Below are 18,464 nucleotides of genomic sequence, written 5' to 3'. Positions count from 1 at the left end.
GTGCCGTCGGTGTGACACCGCGGGACGCGGTCGCCCGTGTCACAGATCCGGGCCGTCCCCGGTCAACGGGGGGAGACACCAACGGTTGTGGAACCCACGGAAGGTGCAACACAGTGTCCGAGAACCACGCAGCGCACACGCACGGAACCGGCGAGCAGGGGGAGGCGCCCGGCTGGACGACCGCGGCCAAGATGCTGCAGGACGCCTCGCCGATCACCGTCCCGGAGGGCGCCTCCGCGATGACCATCCAGGTCGACTGGGAGCCCGGAGACCCGGGGACCCCACCGCACCGTCACTCCGGTCCGGCCTTCGGATACGTCGTCGAGGGCGCGGTCCGCTTCGAGCTGGAGGGTGAGCCCGAGCGCGTCGTGGAGGCCGGCGGGACCTTCTGGGAGCCGGGCGGCGATGTGATCCACTACCAGGACGGCAACGCGCTGGCGGACGCGCCCACCCGTTTCGTGGTGACCATGATGTGCGCGCCGGGCAAGCCCATGCTCGAACTCGTCGACGAGGAGGAACTGGCGCAGCGCAAGCACCTGCGCGCTCCCCGGCCCACCACCTGACCCGAGCCCGGCCCGGCCGGTACGGTGGTCAGGAGAGTTCGAGTCCTCCGTCGACCGTGAGCACCTGCCCGGTCAGGTGGGCTCCCCGCGGGTCGGCGATGCGCAGGATCCAGTCGGCGACGTCCTCGGGCAGGCCGATCCGGCCGGCCGGGATGCGCTCGCGCTCCGAGGTGCGGACCTCCCGGATGACCTCTTCGGGGAGTCCCGCCGCGGCCATCACGTTCGTCTCGGTGGGGCCGGGCGCGACCGCGTTCACCCGCACTCCCTCGGCGGCGAGTTCGAGTGCCCAGCTCCGGGTCAGCTGCTCCAGCGCGCTCTTCGTCGCGGCGTAGTGCGCGCCGCCCGCCAGCGGCCGGTGGCCGTAGGTGCTGGAGACGTTGACGATGGAACCGGAGGACCGCTTCAGGTGCGGCAGGGCCGCGTGGGCGAGCAGGCTCGGCGCCGTCACGTTGACCTGGAAGAGATCGCCGATCACGGAGGCGTCCGTCTCCGCCAGCGGCATCAGCGCGAGCGCACCGGCGTTGTTGACCAGCAGGTCGATGCGGCCCCACCGTTCCACGGCCGTGGCGACGACCTCGCCGGCGGCGTCCTCGCCCCGGAGGTCGAGCGGCAGCGTCGCGATGTTCGGGTGGACGCGGGCGGTCTCCTCCAGGGCCTCACGTCGGCGGCCGACGCCGAGGACGCGGGCACCCGCCTCGGCGAGAGCCACGGTCGTGGCACGGCCGATGCCGGAGCCCGCGCCGGTGACGATGGCGACGTGGTCCGAGAAGTGCTGCTGGGTGGAGCTGGGCATGTCGGTTCCCCTAAAAAGTTCGATGTTCGTTGAACATCGAACAACGTAGCAGACGTTTGACACTGTTTTATGGAACAGCGGAGGCGTCAGTTAACACGGTGTGCGAAGCCCGCCTCCGCGCCGAAAGCCGGGTTGGCGCGGAGGCGGACCGCGGACGCCCGGCCGGACCGGGCGTCGTCGTCAGCCGAACTGACCGGGCTGGTAGCTGCCGGCCGGCTGCTGGTTGATCACGTTGATGCGGTTGTAAGCGTTCATGATCGCGACGAGCGAGAGCAGCGCGACGAGCTGCTCCTCGTCGAAGTGCTTGGCCGCGTCCGCCCAGACCTCGTCGGAGACGCCGCCCGCCGCGTCCGCGATCCGGGTGCCCTGCTCCGCCAGCCCCAGCGCGGCACGCTCGGCCTCGGTGAAGACCGTGGCCTCCCGCCAGGCGGCGACCAGGTTGAGCCGCTGCTGGGTCTCACCGGCGGCGGTTGCGTCCTTGGTGTGCATGTCGGTGCAGAAGCCGCAGCCGTTGATCTGGCTGACGCGGATCTTCACGAGTTCCTGGGTCGCCGTGGGCACCCCCGACTCCGAGGCGACCTTGGCCGCCGAGTTGATGTGCTTGAGGATCTTGCCCGCGAAGGCGTTGCCGAAGAAGTTGAGCCGCGGTTCCATGTCGATCTCCTGGTCGAGAAGTGGTTACGCCCTACTGACAGGACAGCCCGCGGATGTGTGACAGGGTTCCTCGCGGCACACGGAAGGTAGCCTGGCGGCCATGCCCGCCCCCTCCTCCTTCACGCTTCCCGCCGACACCTCACTGCCCCGCCTGCTGGGCGCGCTGAGCGACCCGACCCGCCTGGGGATCGTCCGCGTGCTCGCGGACGGCCACGAGCACGGTTGGGGCGAACTGCGTGCTCCCGTCGCCAAATCCACCCTCAGCCACCACCTCAAGGTGCTGCGTGAGGCGGGCGTCACCGAGACCCGGCAGGAGGGCACCCGCTGCTACGTGACCCTGCGCCGGGAGAGCCTCGACTCCCGCTTCCCCGGGCTGCTCCCGGCCGTGCTGTCGGCGGCCCGCACCGACGGCATCGGCGACCACGTGAGGGACGAGGGCGCCGCCCGGGAGGTGTGACGAACGGCGGTAACGGGGTTGTGGACGCCACACGTCAGGACGCGGGCACCTGAGCCGAGCAGGGGCGGGGCGGAACGGAGCGGCGGGGAAATGCCGGTTCTCGGCCGTATGTCACAACCGGGCGGGTTGCCCGGTCCATGTGGTGTGCGGACGACGTCGGCCGACAGCGGGCGCGGCCGCACGGTTCCCCGCTTCCCTCTTGGAGCACACCATGGACGCCAGCAAGGAGGCCGCGCGCGGCCTGAGCGACATAGAGACCTTCCTCTACCGGGACGCCCACCTCCGAGCAGCGCGCCGGCGCGTGGCCGAGTTCACCGCCCGGGCGCCCGGGCTGACCGAGGAACAGAAGTCCGGCATCGAACAGTGGTACCTCGACGAGCAGGCCCACGTCGCCCACATGGTCACGGACCACATCGCGGACAGCATCAGCGCCCTCGAGGAGCAGCACCGCGGCCGGTTCGGGCGGTGGCTCAGGGGCACCATGATCGGGATGGTGCTGATCACCGCGGCGATGGGGGCCGTCGTCGCGGTGATCCTTGGTACGTGGGGCTGACCGGCTTCGCACGGGCCGCGGTGCGGTGCGGACCGCGGCCCGTCCGGCGGACCCGGGAGGTACCGACGTCTCGACGTTGTGCGCCGCGCCTAAGTGGGGGCGTGCCCCTCGTCGCCCGGGTCGGACACCGAGTGACGCAGCTTGTGCAGACTGTGCGAAACCATTCCGATCCGCACGTCGATGTCGCGGAGCGCCTCGCTCAGCATGCCCAGACGTGCCTCGAGCAGGGCCGCCTCGGCCGCCAGGGAGACCTTCGCGTCGGCAGGGTCGGTATGGACGTCTCGGTGATCGCGGGCTGTGGACATGCCTGGTCCCTTTCTCGTTGAACAGGCGCACGCGGGCGTCACGCACGCCACCGACGAACTGACCGGGCAGCCAGAGGATGTGTGACAGCGGCACCGTGGCGGCGGTGCCGTCGGGGACCGGGCGGCCCGTGGCATAGTTCCGTTCTCACGGATGGCAGACGCTGTCCAAGAGTGTTTCCCATGTGAAAGGTGTCACCATGGCCGAGCTGTTCTACGACGCCGACGCCGACCTGTCCGTCATCCAGGGCCGCAAGGTCGCGGTCATCGGGTACGGCAGCCAGGGCCACGCCCACGCCCTGTCGCTGCGCGACTCCGGTGTCGACGTGCGCGTCGGTCTGCACGAGGGCTCCAAGTCCAGGGCCGGGGCCGAGGAGCAGGGCCTGCGCGTGGTGAGCCCGTCCGAGGCCGCCGCCGAGGCCGACGTCATCATGATCCTGGTCCCGGACCCGATCCAGGCCGAGGTCTACGACAAGGACATCGCCCCGAACGTGAAGGACGGCGACGCGCTGTTCTTCGGCCACGGCCTGAACATCCGCTACGGCTTCGTCAAGCCCCCGGCCGGCGTCGACGTCTGCATGGTCGCGCCGAAGGGTCCGGGCCACCTGGTGCGCCGTCAGTACGAGGAGGGCCGCGGAGTGCCTTGCCTCGTGGCGGTCGAGCAGGACGCCTCCGGCAAGGGCTTGGCGCTGGCCCTGTCGTACGCCAAGGGCATCGGCGGCACCCGCGCCGGCGTCATCAGGACGACCTTCACCGAGGAGACCGAGACCGACCTGTTCGGTGAGCAGGCCGTCCTGGCCGGCGGTACCACGGCGCTGGTGAAGGCGGGTTTCGAGACGCTGACCGAGGCCGGTTACCAGCCGGAGATCGCCTACTTCGAGTGCATGCACGAGCTGAAGCTGATCGTGGACCTCATGTACGAGGGCGGCCTGGAGAAGATGCGCTGGTCGATCTCCGAGACCGCCGAGTGGGGCGACTACGTCACCGGCCCGCGGATCATCACCGACGCCACCAAGGCCGAGATGAAGAAGGTCCTCGCCGAGATCCAGGACGGCACCTTCGCCAAGAACTGGATGGACGAGTACCACGGCGGTCTGAAGAAGTACAACGAGTACAAGAAGCAGGACTCCGAGCACCTCCTGGAGACCACCGGCAAGGAGCTGCGCAAGCTGATGAGTTGGGTCGACGAGGAGGCGTAAGCCCCGTCCCGTCCGGGTAACCGCGAACGCATGTCACAACATCTTCCCCGCACCGGTCCAGCTGCTGAGCCGGCGCGGGGGGAGGATGGGCGGCCGCCGGGCTCCGACCAGCCGTCCGGGACGACTGCCGCGGTCGCCGTGTGACGCGGTGCCGGGCGAGAGGAGGGAAGCCGTATGGACCGTGCCGACGACGCGGTGCCGATTTCGGAGTTGCTCGACGAGCGGAAGCACCTGCTTGACGTCGCCTACTGGATGCTGGGCAGCAGCGCTGCCGCCGAGAGCGTGGTCGACGAGACCTACCGGCAGTGGTACGCGCTGCCCGACGCCGAACGGGCGCGGATCTCCGCTCCACGCGCGTGGCTCGCGAAGGTGGCGGGCGGCATCTCCTTGGCGCGGCTGGCCCTGCCCGACCAGCAGCCCGTCGCCGAGGACGACGCTGCGGCGGACGGGGGGCGCGGCCTGCTGGAGGAGGAGCTCAGCGAGGTCCTGCTCGACGCGCTCGACTCGCTCTCGCCGGCCGAGCGGGCGGCGTTCGTGCTCAACGGAGTCTTCGGGATGGCGACCGGTGCGGTCGCGGACGTCGTGGGGCAGTCGGAGCCGGAGGTGGCGGAACTGACCGCCCGTGCCCAGAACAGCCTGTGGGCCCATCGCGCACGGCCCACGCCCACCGGGGAGCACGACGCGGTGGCCCGGGAGGTCCGCCGGGCCTGTGCGACGCAGGACGAGGGGCTCCTGGCGTCCCTGCTGGCGCCCGACGTCACGGCCTTCTTCGACGGTGGCGGCAAGGTCCGGGCCCTGATCGAGCCGGTGCACGGCCGTGAGGAGGTCGCCCGCAGCCTGCTGGGCCTGCTTCAGGGGCATGCGCGTACCGCCCTGCGGGCCCAGTCCGTCAACGGCCGGACCGGTCTCGTGGTGCGCTACCTCCAGAAGGTGGTGGCCGTCATCAGCCTCGACACCGTCGACCACCGGGTCGTACACGTGTGGGTCGTCCTCAACCCCGACAAACTCCGCTCCTGGAACCAGCCCCGCAACACGGCCTCGTGACCCCGACGGAACACGACTCGCCGAACGCCACGAGCACCGGACCCGGACCGCCGGCCGGCCCGTACCGAGTGACGAACGCGGCCGCACGGGGGAACTCACGCCGCAGGAACGGGAGATCGCGGAGCCTGGCCAAGACTCCCGGACGGCCTCAGGGACGCGTCGACGGGCGGTGAGCGGGAAGGCGGGGTCGACGGCCGCACGGGCGGCGGTGAGGGCGAGCGCGAGCGGAAGTCCCGCACACGGGTCCACGATGTCCCGGGCGGCCGCCGCCCTGCCTTCGTCACGGACCGGCCCGCACCCGCGGCTTCACACTCGCCGGTGCGGTTCGTCCGGCGCATCGGTCATGTGACCACCGGTTGCGGGGCCCGCCGTAGGTAGCCCGACCCCCGGGCGTCGCCCGTGCCGGATGTTCAGCCCGCCGACGGCTCGGGGGCGTCGAACAGACCGGCGAGGAACTCGTCCGTACCGAGCCGGGACGCCTCTGTGCCGGCCGGGACCAGCCGGTAGGTGTACGCGAGCCACTGAGTCAGCGGCGGCACGGGCAGCTGGAAAAGGGCGATGGCGCCGTACGAGGAGATCTGGAGCCATGCGGACTCCTGCCCGGCCGGATACCCGGGCCACACCTGGATGTCGCCGATGCCGCTCATGGTGTGCAGCCCCTCGTGCAGCAGGTCGCGGCCGACGTGCCAGACGATCCGCGGACCGTCCTCCAGAACGAACGTGAGGGCGACCAGCAGCGGGGTGTCGGGGTCGTACTGGAACTCGGCCCGTACGTCCGCACACTCGAGGATGCCCACCACCCGAGTGAGGTTCAGGGAGAGAAGGGGAAGAACGTGCGAGTCCGTGTGCGGTGCCTGCACACCTTGGTGGTCGCCACTCATGACAGCGTTCCTTCCAACGGGACGGGTGGGGGAGGCGGCACCCACTGTGGTCCGGTACGAGCCCGGACACATCAGTCACTTGACCGCATGACATGCCGTCGCGGCGTCCCGGACAGCAAGCGTTTTCTGTCCGGAGTATTGACGTGTACGCGCCGTAGTGAGTTTCATGGAGCCATCGTGGGAGCGCTCCCACGCGCTTGCCGTGTCCCGTGTCCGCCCTACCCAGCCCTGGAGTCGCCGTGCGCCCAGCAAGACGCGATACACCGAGAACCCTCCCGGCCCGCCTGCTGACCGGACTGGCCGCGCTGATCGGGCTGGTCGTCGTCGGCGCCCTCTGTCCGGGCGCGGCCCTGGCCCAGGCGCCCGCGGCGCGGCCCGCCGGAGCCCCGTCGGCCGGCGCGCAGGCGGCCGGTCTGCACATCAGTGACGGCCGGCTGCTGGAGGGCAACGGCAACGACTTCGTCATGCGCGGGGTCAACCACGCCCACACCTGGTACCCCGGCGAGACGCAGTCGCTGGCGGACGTCAAGGCGCTGGGCGCCAACAGCGTCCGGGTCGTCCTCTCCGACGGGCACCGCTGGAGCGAGAACGGCCCCGCGGACGTCGCCGCCGTCATCGAGCAGTGCAAGGCCAACCGGCTCATCTGCGTACTGGAGGTGCACGACACCACCGGCTACGGCGAGGACGCGGCGGCCGGCACGCTCGACCACGCGGCCGACTACTGGACCGGCCTCAAGGACGTCCTGGCCGGCCAGGAGGACTACGTCGTCGTCAACATCGGCAACGAGCCCTGGGGCAACACCGACCTGGCCGGCTGGACCGAGCCGACCGTCGCGGCCGTCAAGAAGCTGCGCGCCGCCGGTCTCCAGCACACGATCATGGTGGACGCCCCCAACTGGGGCCAGGACTGGCAGGGCGTCATGCGTGCCAACGCGCAGACCGTCTACGACGCCGACCCCACCGGCAACCTGATCTTCTCGATCCACATGTACAGCGTCTTCGACACCGCCCAGGAGATCACCGACTACCTGAACGCGTTCGTCGACGCCCGACTGCCCATCCTCATCGGGGAGTTCGGCGGACCCGCCGACCAGTACGGCGATCCGGACGAGGACACCATGATGGCCACCGCGGAGCAGCTCCGCCTCGGTTACCTGGCCTGGTCGTGGAGCGGCAACACCGACCCGATCCTCGACCTGGCGCTCGACTTCGACCCGAGCAGGCTCAGCGACTGGGGCGAACGCATCTTCCACGGCGTCAACGGCATCGCCCAGACCTCCGAGGAGGCCACCGTCTACGGCCACGGCGCCCCGGACGACACCGAGGCCCCGACGGCACCCGGCACCCCGAGCGCCACCGCGGTCACCGACACCTCCGTCACGCTCGGCTGGGCCGCCGCCACCGACGACACCGCGGTCACCGGATACGACGTCGTCCTGGTAGGCGACGGCACCGGGACCACGGTCGCCTCCTCGACCACCACCACCGCCACCGTGACCGGACTCACCGCCGCCACCACCTACACCCTCGCCGTCCACGCCCGCGACGCGGCGGGCAACCGGTCGGCACGCTCCGCCACCGTGGAGGTCACCACCGACGAGGGCGGCGGCACCCCCGGCGGCGCCTGCTCCGTCGGCTACCGCGTCGTGGGCGAGTGGCCCGGCGGCTTCCAGGGCGAGATCGCCGTCCGCAACACCGCAAGCGCCGCCGTCGGCCCCTGGACACTCGCCTTCGTCTTCGCGGACGGCCAGACCGTCACGAACATGTGGGGCGGCACCGCCACCCAGAACGCCGGCGCGGTGAGCGTCGCCCCGGCCTCCTACACCGCCACCATCCCGGCCGGCGGCACGGTCACCCTCGGCTTCACCGCCCAGAAGGGCGCCGCCAACACCGCCCCGACCGCGTTCAGCCTGAACGGGGCCGCCTGCGCCACGCCGTGACCGGGGGGAGGGCGCGGGTGAGGAACGTCACCACGACACCTCGCGGACGTCGGCCCGGCTCTGCGGCTGCGTCGTGGCGGTGATCTCCGAACGGTGACGGCTCGCCTCGAAGGTCACCTTCAGGGTCTGCGGCGCGCCCTGCTCCGTACTCACGGTGAAGCCCTGGTTCGGCACCGCCGAGATCAGGCACACCCCGCCACCGCCGAACCGCACGGTCGCCTTGCCACCCTCGGAGGGCACCGTGTACACCCCCGCCCCGCCCTCCTCGCATCCCGGGGCGCCCCCGCCCCCGGGCGGCCGCGGGGCCGTGGTGCGGGGGCTCGGCGTCGGCGTGGGGGGCGGGGTCGGCTCCGGCGGCTCCTCGCTGGTGCGGGACGGGGCCGGGCTGGGGGCGCGGCTCGTGGGCGACGGGCTGGGAGTGGCCGTCACGGTCTTGGACACGGTCGGCCGGGGCGGGGCCGGGAGCTCCTTCGGCGCCGTCTGCGCGACCGGCGCGGTCGGCCGGGTCGACCCCACCACGAAGTGGATCGTGATGATGACAGCCGTGACACTGGCCGCCGTGCAGGACAGCCAGATGATCAGGTAGCGAAGGAGGCGGGACACGACACCATAGTGACGGACCGGCTAACGTGCCTGCCCATGGCCTCCGTACTTGTCGTCGAGGACGACCCTGTGATCCGGGCCGCGCTGATCGAGGTCCTCACCGGACACGGCTACGCGGTCAAGACCGCACACCAGGGTTTCGAGGCGCTGCGCGACATCACCCAGAGCCCGCCGGACATCGTCGTGCTCGACCTCGGGCTGCCCGACCTCGACGGCCTCGACGTACTGCGGATGATCCGGGGCATCTCCCGCGTCCCGGTGCTGGTCGCCACCGCCCGCGACGACGACACCGAGGTCATCCGGCTGCTCAACGCGGGCGCCGACGACTACATGGTCAAACCCTTCTCCGGCGGCCAGCTGGCGGCCCGGCTCGCCGCCGTGCTGCGCCGCTCCGCGCCCGCCGACCTCCGGGCGGCCCGCCCGCCCGTCCTCCAGGTCGCCGACCTCCGCATCGACCCCACCGCGCGCACCGCCCACCTCGCCGGCCGGGAACTCCCCCTCACCCGCAGGGAGTTCGACCTGCTCGCCTACCTCGCCGCCCACGCCGACCAGGTCATATCGCGGCAGCGGATACTCGCCGAGGTGTGGCAACAGCCGTACGTCGAGGACCAGACGGTGGACGTCCACCTCTCCGCACTCCGTCGCAAAATGGGCGAGAAGGCGCGAAAGCCGCGCTATCTCCACACCGTGCGGGGGATCGGCATCAAGCTGGTCAGCGCGCCATGAGACGTGCCCTCGCCGGGATCGCCCTGGCCGTCACCTCCATGGTGGCGCTGTCGTTCCTCATCCCGCTCGCCCTCCTCGTGCGCGAACAGGCCCGTGACCGGGTCACCACCGCCGCCGAGCAGCGCGCCGCGGCCCTCTCGCCGGTCCTCGCCCTCACCACCCGCCGCGCCGACGTCCAGCAGGCCGTCGCGGAACTCGGTTCCGCCGACCAACTGGTCGTACGGCTGCCCGACGGCGGGTTCGTCGGCACCCCGCACGCGCCCGAGGAGGCCCTCGACCGGGCCGTACGGGGGCGCGAGACGCTCGCGGTGGACACCGCGCACGGCTGGGCCTACCTGCAGCCCGTCGTCCTGCGGGGCGACCGGGTCGCGGTCGTCGAGGCCTACGTGCCGGCCGCCGACCTCACGCGGGGCGTGACGGCCTCCTGGGGTGTGATGGCACTGCTCGCCCTCGGCCTGGTGGGCGGCTCGGTGCTGGTCGCCGACCGGCTCGGCGCCCGCGTGGTCCGCTCCTCCCGGGGCCTCAAGCGCGCCTCGCTCGCCCTCGGCTCCGGCGATCTCGGGGTCCGGGTGGAACCGGACGGCCCGCCCGAGCTCCAGGAGGCCGGAGTGGCGTTCAACACCATGGCCGACCGGGTCGTCGACCTGCTCGCCGTCGAGCGCGAGCTGGTCGCCGACCTCTCGCACCGGCTGCGCACCCCGCTGACCGCCCTGTACCTGGAGGCCGACCGGATGGGCGCGACACCGAGCGCCCGGCGGGTCACGGAAGCGGCCGGCCAGCTGGAGCGCGAGCTGGACTCGATCATCGCGGCGGCGCGCACCCCCCTCGCGGCGGCGCAGCTCGCCGGGACCGGGGCGGGCACGGCGAAACCGTGCGACGTCGCCGAGGTGGTCGCCATGCGCCTGGACTTCTGGTCGGTCCTGGCCGCCCAGCAGGAGCGGCCGTTCGAGCGCTCCCTCACCCCGCGTCCGACCCCCGTGGCCTTCCCCGAGGACGACCTCGCCGCCGTCGTCGACGCCCTGATCGGCAACGTCTTCCGGCACACCCCGCAGGGCACCCGCTTCGTCGTGCGCGTGGAACGCCGGGACCGGCACGTGCGCCTCACGGTCGACGACGCCGGGCCGGGCGTCGCGGACCCCGAGGCGGCCCTGACCCGGGGCGTCAGCGTGGGCGGTTCCACGGGGCTCGGCCTGGACATCGTGGCCCGGGCGGCCCGTACGGCGGACGGCGAACTGACGATCACCCGCGCGCCGCTGGGCGGTGCGCGGGTGACGGTGTCGTTCGCGCTGGCGGACGCGCGGGCGGCCAGGGCCGGTGAGCGGTGACGCGTCGGCGGCGGTGACCGGTAACGCGTCACCGGCGGCGACCGGCGTCAGCGACCGGTCCCGAAGTCCTGTGTCCACCAGGGGCCGCCGTCGCCGAAGTGGACGCCGACGCCCAGCTCCTTGAAGGAGCAGTTGAGTATGTTCTCGCGGTGGCCGGGGCTGTTCATCCAGGCTTCCATCACCGCGGCGGCGTCCGCCTGGCCCTGGGCTATGTTCTCGCCCAGCGCCGACCACTGGTAGCCGGCGGCCTCGACCCGGCTCGCCATCGTGGAGCCGTCGGGACCCGTGTGGGACATCACACCGCTGCTCGCCATGACGTCGCTGTAGTCGTCGGCGGCCCGGGTCAGCCTGCTGTTCGCGGTGACCGGGGAGCAGCCCGCCGCGGCCCGCTCCTCGTTGACCAGCGCGAGGACCTGTGCCTCGGCACCGCCCGTCGTGCCCGACCCCGAGCCGGAACCCGAACCCGAGCCGCTGGACGACCCGGAACCGCTGCCGGACCCGCTGCCGCCGGAGCGGTCGCTCCCGCTCTTGGTGGTGGCCCTGACGGGAGCCTTGGAAGTCGGCGCGGAAGCCTTGGGGGCACTGGTCGTGGGGCTCGCCGTCTTCGTCGGTGTCCTCTTCGGCTCGGCACTCGGGCTCGGCGAGCCGCTCGCCGTGGCGCTCGGGCTCGCCGACGCGGAGGCGAGCGGTGCCGCACCGCCCGCCGCTTCCTCGGCGTTCGACGCCTGGTCGGCGGCGTTCGCGGTGACCCGGTCGGAGGCCCCGCCGTCGTCGCCGTCACTGACGGCCAGAGTGATTCCGACGCCCGCGGTCAAGGTGACGGCACCGAGTGCCAGCGCGGTACCGCGGTTCCTGAGCCCGCCGCGCGGGCGGGCGTGGGAGCGGGACGGGCGAGCGGCTCGGCGGGAACCCATACGCAGGACACCTCGGCTTGTCGGTCGGCTGGCGGAGCCCCCGTACCCGGTGGACGCGACCGCGCCCACCGGGACTGTGGGGGGTGTTCGAGAGCCTAGGACGCGACCGGCGTGGAAACAGCCGTTCGAAGGTCATCTTCAGAAAGCCTTAAAAGAGCCGCCAAAGTCCGTTGAGGATGTCCGGCACCCCGTTTCGTCCCGTCCGGCCCCTTACGCGCCCGCCGCCCGCCACCCTCGGTCGGTCCCGGGGCGCTTCAAGGTGAAGGGGGGACACGGGTGCTCGCAGGAGCCCGTCCCGTGCTCCCGATGCTCCGCCGTCCCCCCGTCCCCGGCGCTTACCGTGCCGGACGGCCGGACAGCCTGTCGGCGTGCACCGGCAGCCCGCCGGACACCGCCGGCGCGCCCGAGGACCGGGTCCTCCCGCCCACCGCCTCCGGGCGCGCCGTGCACCGACCAAGGAGGTACCGGACATGCCGTCCCCCGCCGACGAACGACAGCTGCTCGACGAGCTGCGTGACCTGCTGGCCGCCACGGTCGAGGACCTGACCGTGGAGGAGATCGATCCCGACTCCTCGCTCCAGGACGACCTGGGCGTCGACTCGCTGGCCCGGCTGGAACTGGTCGCCGCGATCGAGGACCGCTGGCAGATCGAGGTCCCCCAGGAGCAGGCGGACCGGCTCACGACGGTCCGGCAGATCGCCGCCCACCTCGCCGAGGCTGTCGCCGCCCCCGCGGGCGGCACCGCGTGAGCCCACGACACGCGGCCGACCCGGCCCCCGAGGAGCGGGCCGCCGTCGTCACGGGACTGGGACTGACCACCGCGCTGGGCGGCGACGTCCCCGCCACCTGGCGGGCCCTGCTGGACGGCGTGTGCGGCGTCGAACGCGTCGACTTCGGCGGGCCGGCCGGGCCCGCACAGGTGTACCTCGCGGCCCCGGCCGCGGTCGACCCCGGGACGGAACTGTCGTCCGCCAAGGCGGCGCACTGCGACCGCTCGGCCCAGTTCGCCCTCGTGGCCGCCCGCGAGGCCGTTCGCGACGCCGGGTTCCCCGACCCGTCGGCGCTCGCCGGAGGCGGCTCGCGGGTGGCCGTGGTCGTCGGGGTAGGGCTGGGCAGCCTCACCAGCATCCTGGAGCAGAACCAGCGCCTTCAGACGCGGGGCGCGGGGCGGGTGAGCCCGCGCACCATCCCGGTCATGCTGCCCAACCACCCGGCCGCCGAAGTCGGGCTGATGGTGGGCGCGAAGGCCGGAGTGCACGCCCCCGTCAGTGCCTGCGCCTCCGGAGCCGAGGCACTCGCCCAGGCCCTCGGCATGATCCGGGACGGCCGCGCGGACCTCGTGGTCGCGGGCGGCACCGAGGCCGCGCTGCATCCACTGGCCCTGGCCGGATTCGCGCGGCTGCAGGCCCTCTCCCGGCGCCACGACGATCCCAAGGGGGCCTCCAGGCCCTTCGACGCCGACCGGGACGGCTTCGTGATGGGGGAGGGCGCCGGCATGCTCGTCGTCGAGAGCGCCGCGCACGCCGCCGCCCGCGGCGCCCGCGTCCACGGCCGGCTGACCGGCGCGGGCATCACCAACGACAGCCACCACGTGGCCCAGCCCGCGCCCGGCGGTACGGGCTGTGCGGCGGCCGTCGACGCCGCACTGCGCGACGCGCGGCTCGTGCCGGAGCAGATCCAGCACGTCAACGCCCACGCCACCTCCACACCGCTCGGCGACCTCGGCGAGGCACAGGCGCTGCACAGCGTCTTCGCCAAGGGAATGGACGACGTGACGGTCAGCGCCACCAAGGGCGCCTTCGGGCACACCCTCGGTGCCGCCGGAGCCATCGAGGCCGTCCTGACCGTCCTCGCCCTGCGGGACAGAACGGCACCGCCCGCGTGCAGCCTCGAACGGGTCGACCCCGAGATCGGCCTGAACGTCGTCGGCCGCGACCCGGCGGCACTGCCCTCCGGTCCCCTCGCGGCCGTCACCACGAGCATGGGCTTCGGCGGGCACAACGTCGCGCTCGCCTTCGCCGACGCCTCATGACGGACGACGACCATCCGGCCACCACCGGCGGCACACCGCGCACCGTGCTGATGTGCCCCGGACAGGGGGCCTACCTCCCCGGCGCCCTGCGTCACCTGAGCGAGGTCCCGTCGGTCTCGCGGGTGCTGCGGACGGTCGACGCCCACAGCACCGCACTCGGCTCCACCCGCACACCCGTCGGCCGCCTCCTCACCGACACCGCCGCGCCCGACCCCGAGCTGCTCGTGCGCACCGACCCCCTCGCCTTCGACCTGGCCACCTACGCCGCAGTGGTCGCCTCCGCCGCCGTCCTGCTCGATCTCGCCACGCCGCCCGTCCACGCGGTGCTCGGCCACAGCGTGGGCGACCTCGCGGCGCTCACCGTGACCGGGGTCATCACGCTCGAACAGGGCGTACGGCTGCTGCACGTCCGCGACCGGCTGCTGCGCGACGCCGCGCTGCCGGCGGCGGGCCTGCTGGCCACCGACCTGACCGCCGAGCTGGCGACCGACCTGCTGCGCGCCGTGGGCCTGCCGCAGGTGCGGATCGCCGCCCGCAACGCCCCCGGCCAGACCGTCCTGGCGGGCCCCGACGACCAGTTGGCCGCCGTCCGGAGCGCGGCCCGGGCGCTCGGCCGCCGCGCCACCCCGCTGACCAGCCGCACCGCCTACCACCACCCCCTGCTCGCCGAGGTGCAGCAGGTCTTCCGGCGCCTCCTGCGCGCCCAGCCCGTCACCCCGCCCATGCTCCCCGTGTACACGGCCGCCGCGCCGGGGCCCGCCCGCACCCCGGCCCAGCTGCGCACGGTGGCGGCCGCCCACCTCTCCGAGCCGCTCGCCTTCCACCGGACGCTGCGCGCGCTGCGCCTGGCCGGATTCACCACCTACCTCGACAGCGGCCCCCGGGCGCTGCTGAGCACCCTGGCCCGGGCCGGCCTGCCCGGCTGCACCGCCGCCGCCCCCTCCCGCACACCGGCCGGACTCGACCGCATCCGCCTGCGCCTGACCGCCGCCCTGCGGTGACCCGGCCGGGAGTGGCCCGGCTCACATGGCGTACGGAGGGCGGCGCCGACACCATGGTCTCGTCACCCGGCAGGCTGAAGGGATCAAGAATGTTCCGCAAGGTGCTGGTCGCCAACCGCGGTGAGATCGCGATCCGTGCGTTTCGGGCGGGCTACGAGCTCGGCGCGCGCACCGTCGCCGTCTTCCCGCACGAGGACCGCAATTCGCTGCACCGGCTCAAGGCCGACGAGGCCTACGAGATCGGCGAGCAGGGGCATCCGGTCCGCGCGTACCTCTCCGTGGAGGAGATCGTCCGCGCCGCCCGCCGTGCGGGGGCCGACGCCGTCTACCCGGGCTACGGTTTCCTGTCCGAGAACCCCGAACTCGCCCGCGCCTGCGAGGAGGCCGGGATCACCTTCGTCGGTCCCAGCGCCCAGATCCTGGAACTGACCGGCAACAAGGCACGGGCCGTGGCCGCCGCCCGCGAGGCCGGCGTACCCGTGCTCGGCTCCTCCGCGCCCTCCACCGACGTGGACGAACTCGTGCGCGCCGCCGACGACGTCGGCTTCCCCGTGTTCGTCAAGGCGGTCGCGGGCGGCGGCGGGCGCGGCATGCGCCGCGTCGAGGAACCCGCCCAGCTGCGCGAGGCCATCGAGGCCGCCTCCCGCGAGGCCGCCTCCGCCTTCGGCGACTCCACCGTCTTCCTGGAGAAGGCGGTCGTCGAACCCCGCCACATCGAGGTGCAGATCCTCGCCGACGGCGAGGGCGACGTCATCCACCTCTTCGAGCGGGACTGCTCGGTGCAGCGCCGCCACCAGAAGGTGATCGAGCTGGCGCCCGCGCCCAACCTCGACCCGGCCCTGCGGGAGCGGATCTGCGCCGACGCCGTCAACTTCGCCCGGCAGATCGGCTACCGCAACGCGGGCACCGTGGAGTTCCTCGTCGACCGGGACGGCAACCACGTCTTCATCGAGATGAACCCGCGCATCCAGGTCGAGCACACGGTCACCGAGGAGGTCACCGACGTCGACCTGGTCCAGTCCCAGCTGCGCATCGCCGCCGGTGAGACGCTGGCCGACCTCGGACTCGCCCAGGAGAACATCACCCTGCGCGGCGCCGCACTCCAGTGCCGCATCACCACCGAGGACCCGGCCAACGGCTTCCGCCCGGACACCGGCCGGATCAGCGCCTACCGCTCGCCGGGCGGCTCCGGCATCCGCCTCGACGGCGGAACCACCCACGCGGGTACGGAGATCAGCGCGCACTTCGACTCGATGCTGGTCAAGCTCTCCTGCCGGGGACGGGACTTCACCACCGCAGTGAACCGCGCCCGGCGTGCGGTCGCCGAGTTCCGCATCCGCGGCGTCGCCACCAACATCCCGTTCCTGCAGGCGGTCCTGGACGACCCGGACTTCCAGGGCGGCCGGGTCACCACCTCGTTCATCGAACAGCGCCCGCACCTGCTGACGGCCCGGCACTCCGCCGACCGCGGCACCAAGCTGCTGACCTACCTCGCCGACGTCACGGTGAACAAGCCGCACGGCGAGCGCCCCGAGCTGATCGACCCGCTGACCAAGCTGCCGACGGTTCCCGCCGGTGAACCCCCGGCCGGGTCCCGCCAGTTGCTGACCGAACTGGGGCCGGAGGGGTTCGCCCGCCGACTGCGCGAGTCGTCCACGATCGGCGTCACCGACACCACCTTCCGCGACGCCCACCAGTCGCTGCTCGCCACCCGGGTGCGCACCAAGGACATGCTCGCGGTGGCGCCCGTCGTCGCCCGCACCCTGCCCCAGCTGCTGTCCCTGGAGTGCTGGGGCGGCGCCACCTACGACGTCGCCCTGCGCTTCCTCGCCGAGGACCCCTGGGAGCGGCTGGCCGCCCTGCGCGAGGCGGTGCCCAACCTCTGCCTCCAGATGCTGCTGCGCGGCCGCAACACCGTGGGCTACACCCCGTACCCCACCGAGGTGACCGACGCCTTCGTGCAGGAGGCCGCCGCCACCGGCATCGACATCTTCCGCATCTTCGACGCCCTCAACGACGTCGAGCAGATGCGGCCCGCCATCGAGGCCGTACGGCAGACCGGCACCGCCGTCGCCGAGGTCGCCCTCTGCTACACCGCGGACCTGTCCGACCCCTCCGAGCGGCTCTACACCCTCGACTACTACCTGCGGCTCGCCGAGCAGATCGTGAACGCCGGCGCGCACGTGCTCGCGGTCAAGGACATGGCCGGACTGCTGCGCGCCCCGGCCGCCGCGACCCTGGTGTCCGCGCTGCGCCGGGAGTTCGACCTGCCGGTGCACCTGCACACCCACGACACCACCGGCGGTCAGCTCGCCACCTACCTGGCCGCGATCCGGGCGGGCGCGGACGCCGTCGACGGAGCCGTGGCGTCCATGGCGGGCACCACCTCGCAGCCGTCGCTGTCGGCGATCGTGGCCGCCACCGACCACACCGAGCGGCCCACCGGCCTCGACCTCCAGGCCGTCGGCGACCTGGAGCCGTACTGGGAGAGCGTCCGCAAGGTCTACGCCCCCTTCGAGGCCGGTCTCGCCGCCCCGACCGGACGGGTCTACCACCACGAGATCCCCGGCGGCCAGCTCTCCAACCTGCGCACCCAGGCCATCGCGCTCGGCCTCGGCGACCGCTTCGAGGACATCGAGGCGATGTACGCCGCCGCCGACCGGATGCTGGGCCACCTGGTGAAGGTCACCCCGTCCTCCAAGGTGGTCGGCGACCTGGCCCTGCACCTGGTGGGCGCCGGTGTCTCCCCGGCGGACTTCGAGGCGGAGCCGGACCGGTTCGACATCCCGGACTCCGTCGTCGGCTTCCTCCGCGGCGAACTGGGCACCCCGCCCGGGGGCTGGCCCGAGCCGTTCCGCAGCAAGGCGCTGCGGGGCCGTGCGGAGGCCCGGCCCGTGGCGGAGCTGGACGCCGACGACCGCACCGGGCTCGACAAGGAGCGCCGGGCGACGCTCAACCGGCTGCTGTTCCCGGGACCGGCCCGTGAGTTCGACACCCACCGCGCCTCGTTCGGCGACACCAGCGTCCTCGACAGCAAGGACTTCTTCTACGGGCTGCGCCCGGGCAAGGAGTACACGGTCGACCTCGACCCCGGCGTCCGGCTGCTCATCGAGCTGCAGGCGGTCGGTGACGCGGACGAGCGCGGCATGCGCACCGTGATGTCCTCCCTGAACGGCCAGCTCCGCCCCATCCAGGTCCGCGACCGGTCGGCGGCCTCCGACGTCCCGGTGACGGAGAAGGCCGACCGGGCGAACCCCGGCCATGTCGCGGCGCCGTTCGCCGGTGTGGTGACCCTCGCCGTCGCCGAGGGCGACGCGGTGGAGGCCGGTGCCACCGTGGCCACCATCGAGGCGATGAAGATGGAGGCCTCCATCACCGCCCCGAAGTCCGGCACGGTGGCCAGGCTCGCCATCAACCGCATCCAGCAGGTCGAGGGCGGCGACCTCCTCGTCCAACTCGCCTGAGGGACCGCAGCCC

Annotated in this window: 19 protein-coding genes; 13 read left to right on the top strand and 6 right to left on the bottom strand. The window is 72.8% G+C overall.

The window, feature by feature from the left end:
* Positions 1–113 precede the first annotated feature (113 nt).
* A complete protein-coding gene (locus tag ACZ7MF_RS17065) occupies positions 114–563 on the top strand; it encodes a cupin domain-containing protein (protein WP_471477601.1) in 450 nt (149 codons plus the stop codon).
* A gap of 28 nt (positions 564–591) precedes the next feature.
* On the opposite strand, the gene ACZ7MF_RS17060 is transcribed toward ACZ7MF_RS17065, so the two are convergent.
* Together ACZ7MF_RS17060 and ACZ7MF_RS17055 are read right to left on the bottom strand one after the other, a co-directional pair.
* On the bottom strand, positions 592–1,356 hold the full coding sequence (locus tag ACZ7MF_RS17060; RefSeq protein ID WP_471477600.1) for an SDR family NAD(P)-dependent oxidoreductase: 765 nt from the start codon (positions 1,354–1,356) through the stop codon (positions 592–594).
* Between the two features lie 180 nt (positions 1,357–1,536).
* Positions 1,537–2,010: a carboxymuconolactone decarboxylase family protein gene (locus ACZ7MF_RS17055; RefSeq protein ID WP_471477599.1), complete on the bottom strand. Its 474-nt coding sequence runs from the start codon at positions 2,008–2,010 to the stop codon at positions 1,537–1,539.
* 100 nt (positions 2,011–2,110) lie between these two features.
* Here ACZ7MF_RS17055 and ACZ7MF_RS17050 point away from each other — a divergent pair, with 100 nt between their 5' ends.
* A complete protein-coding gene (locus ACZ7MF_RS17050; RefSeq protein ID WP_471477598.1) occupies positions 2,111–2,467 on the top strand; it encodes an ArsR/SmtB family transcription factor in 357 nt (118 codons plus the stop codon).
* A gap of 211 nt (positions 2,468–2,678) precedes the next feature.
* Positions 2,679–3,020 (top strand): hypothetical protein, encoded by a 342-nt coding sequence (locus ACZ7MF_RS17045; protein ID WP_471477597.1) that lies wholly within the window; start codon positions 2,679–2,681, stop codon positions 3,018–3,020.
* A gap of 89 nt (positions 3,021–3,109) precedes the next feature.
* Here the strand turns inward: ACZ7MF_RS17045 and ACZ7MF_RS17040 are convergent, their stop codons facing one another.
* Positions 3,110–3,325: a hypothetical protein gene (locus ACZ7MF_RS17040; protein WP_356855710.1), complete on the bottom strand. Its 216-nt coding sequence runs from the start codon at positions 3,323–3,325 to the stop codon at positions 3,110–3,112.
* Positions 3,326–3,522: 197 nt separating this feature from the next.
* Between ACZ7MF_RS17040 and ilvC the strand changes: the two genes are divergently transcribed.
* Both ilvC and ACZ7MF_RS17030 read left to right on the top strand, forming a co-directional pair.
* Positions 3,523–4,521 carry a ketol-acid reductoisomerase gene (ilvC, locus tag ACZ7MF_RS17035; RefSeq protein ID WP_471477596.1) on the top strand — a complete coding sequence of 333 codons (999 nt, stop codon included), beginning with the start codon at positions 3,523–3,525 and terminating at the stop codon, positions 4,519–4,521.
* 174 nt (positions 4,522–4,695) lie between these two features.
* Positions 4,696–5,565, top strand: coding sequence for a sigma-70 family RNA polymerase sigma factor family protein (locus tag ACZ7MF_RS17030; protein ID WP_471477595.1), 870 nt, complete (start codon positions 4,696–4,698; stop codon positions 5,563–5,565).
* A gap of 410 nt (positions 5,566–5,975) precedes the next feature.
* On the opposite strand, the gene ACZ7MF_RS17025 is transcribed toward ACZ7MF_RS17030, so the two are convergent.
* Positions 5,976–6,446: an SsgA family sporulation/cell division regulator gene (locus tag ACZ7MF_RS17025; protein ID WP_471477594.1), complete on the bottom strand. Its 471-nt coding sequence runs from the start codon at positions 6,444–6,446 to the stop codon at positions 5,976–5,978.
* Between the two features lie 239 nt (positions 6,447–6,685).
* Here ACZ7MF_RS17025 and ACZ7MF_RS17020 point away from each other — a divergent pair, with 239 nt between their 5' ends.
* The gene (locus tag ACZ7MF_RS17020) at positions 6,686–8,386 is read left to right on the top strand and encodes a cellulase family glycosylhydrolase (RefSeq protein ID WP_471477593.1); all 1,701 of its coding nucleotides are present in this window, start codon (positions 6,686–6,688) and stop codon (positions 8,384–8,386) included.
* Positions 8,387–8,413: 27 nt separating this feature from the next.
* Here the strand turns inward: ACZ7MF_RS17020 and ACZ7MF_RS17015 are convergent, their stop codons facing one another.
* A complete protein-coding gene (locus tag ACZ7MF_RS17015; RefSeq protein ID WP_356857881.1) occupies positions 8,414–8,626 on the bottom strand; it encodes a hypothetical protein in 213 nt (70 codons plus the stop codon).
* Between the two features lies 1 nt (position 8,627).
* On the opposite strand from ACZ7MF_RS17015, the gene ACZ7MF_RS17010 reads away from it, so the two are divergent.
* From ACZ7MF_RS17010 to ACZ7MF_RS17000, 3 genes are read left to right on the top strand one after another with little or no spacing between them, the layout of a single operon-like run.
* Positions 8,628–8,972: a hypothetical protein gene (locus tag ACZ7MF_RS17010; protein ID WP_471477592.1), complete on the top strand. Its 345-nt coding sequence runs from the start codon at positions 8,628–8,630 to the stop codon at positions 8,970–8,972.
* A gap of 53 nt (positions 8,973–9,025) precedes the next feature.
* On the top strand, positions 9,026–9,715 hold the full coding sequence (locus tag ACZ7MF_RS17005; protein WP_471477591.1) for a response regulator transcription factor: 690 nt from the start codon (positions 9,026–9,028) through the stop codon (positions 9,713–9,715).
* Positions 9,712–11,040, top strand: coding sequence for a sensor histidine kinase (locus tag ACZ7MF_RS17000; protein WP_471477590.1), 1,329 nt, complete (start codon positions 9,712–9,714; stop codon positions 11,038–11,040). Before ACZ7MF_RS17005 ends, ACZ7MF_RS17000 begins: the two co-directional genes overlap by 4 nt.
* A gap of 47 nt (positions 11,041–11,087) precedes the next feature.
* Here ACZ7MF_RS17000 and ACZ7MF_RS16995 read toward each other — a convergent pair whose 3' ends face one another.
* The gene (locus ACZ7MF_RS16995) at positions 11,088–11,954 is read right to left on the bottom strand and encodes a CAP domain-containing protein (RefSeq protein WP_471477589.1); all 867 of its coding nucleotides are present in this window, start codon (positions 11,952–11,954) and stop codon (positions 11,088–11,090) included.
* Between the two features lie 470 nt (positions 11,955–12,424).
* Between ACZ7MF_RS16995 and ACZ7MF_RS16990 the strand changes: the two genes are divergently transcribed.
* From ACZ7MF_RS16990 to ACZ7MF_RS16975, 4 genes are all read left to right on the top strand, one after another.
* Complete coding sequence (locus ACZ7MF_RS16990) at positions 12,425–12,703, top strand: acyl carrier protein (RefSeq protein WP_471477588.1); 279 nt, start codon at positions 12,425–12,427, stop codon at positions 12,701–12,703.
* The gene (locus tag ACZ7MF_RS16985) at positions 12,700–13,986 is read left to right on the top strand and encodes a beta-ketoacyl-[acyl-carrier-protein] synthase family protein (RefSeq protein ID WP_471477587.1); all 1,287 of its coding nucleotides are present in this window, start codon (positions 12,700–12,702) and stop codon (positions 13,984–13,986) included. The genes ACZ7MF_RS16990 and ACZ7MF_RS16985 overlap by 4 nt, the downstream gene beginning before the upstream one ends.
* Positions 13,983–14,987, top strand: coding sequence for an ACP S-malonyltransferase (locus tag ACZ7MF_RS16980; RefSeq protein ID WP_471477586.1), 1,005 nt, complete (start codon positions 13,983–13,985; stop codon positions 14,985–14,987). The genes ACZ7MF_RS16985 and ACZ7MF_RS16980 overlap by 4 nt, the downstream gene beginning before the upstream one ends.
* 89 nt (positions 14,988–15,076) lie before the next feature.
* Positions 15,077–18,451 (top strand): pyruvate carboxylase, encoded by a 3,375-nt coding sequence (locus ACZ7MF_RS16975; protein ID WP_471477585.1) that lies wholly within the window; start codon positions 15,077–15,079, stop codon positions 18,449–18,451.
* The last annotated feature ends 13 nt before the right edge of the window (positions 18,452–18,464 follow it).

The organism is Streptomyces sp. NPDC111628, assembly GCF_055635195.1.
This window is presented reverse-complemented; position numbering and strand designations above follow the sequence as displayed.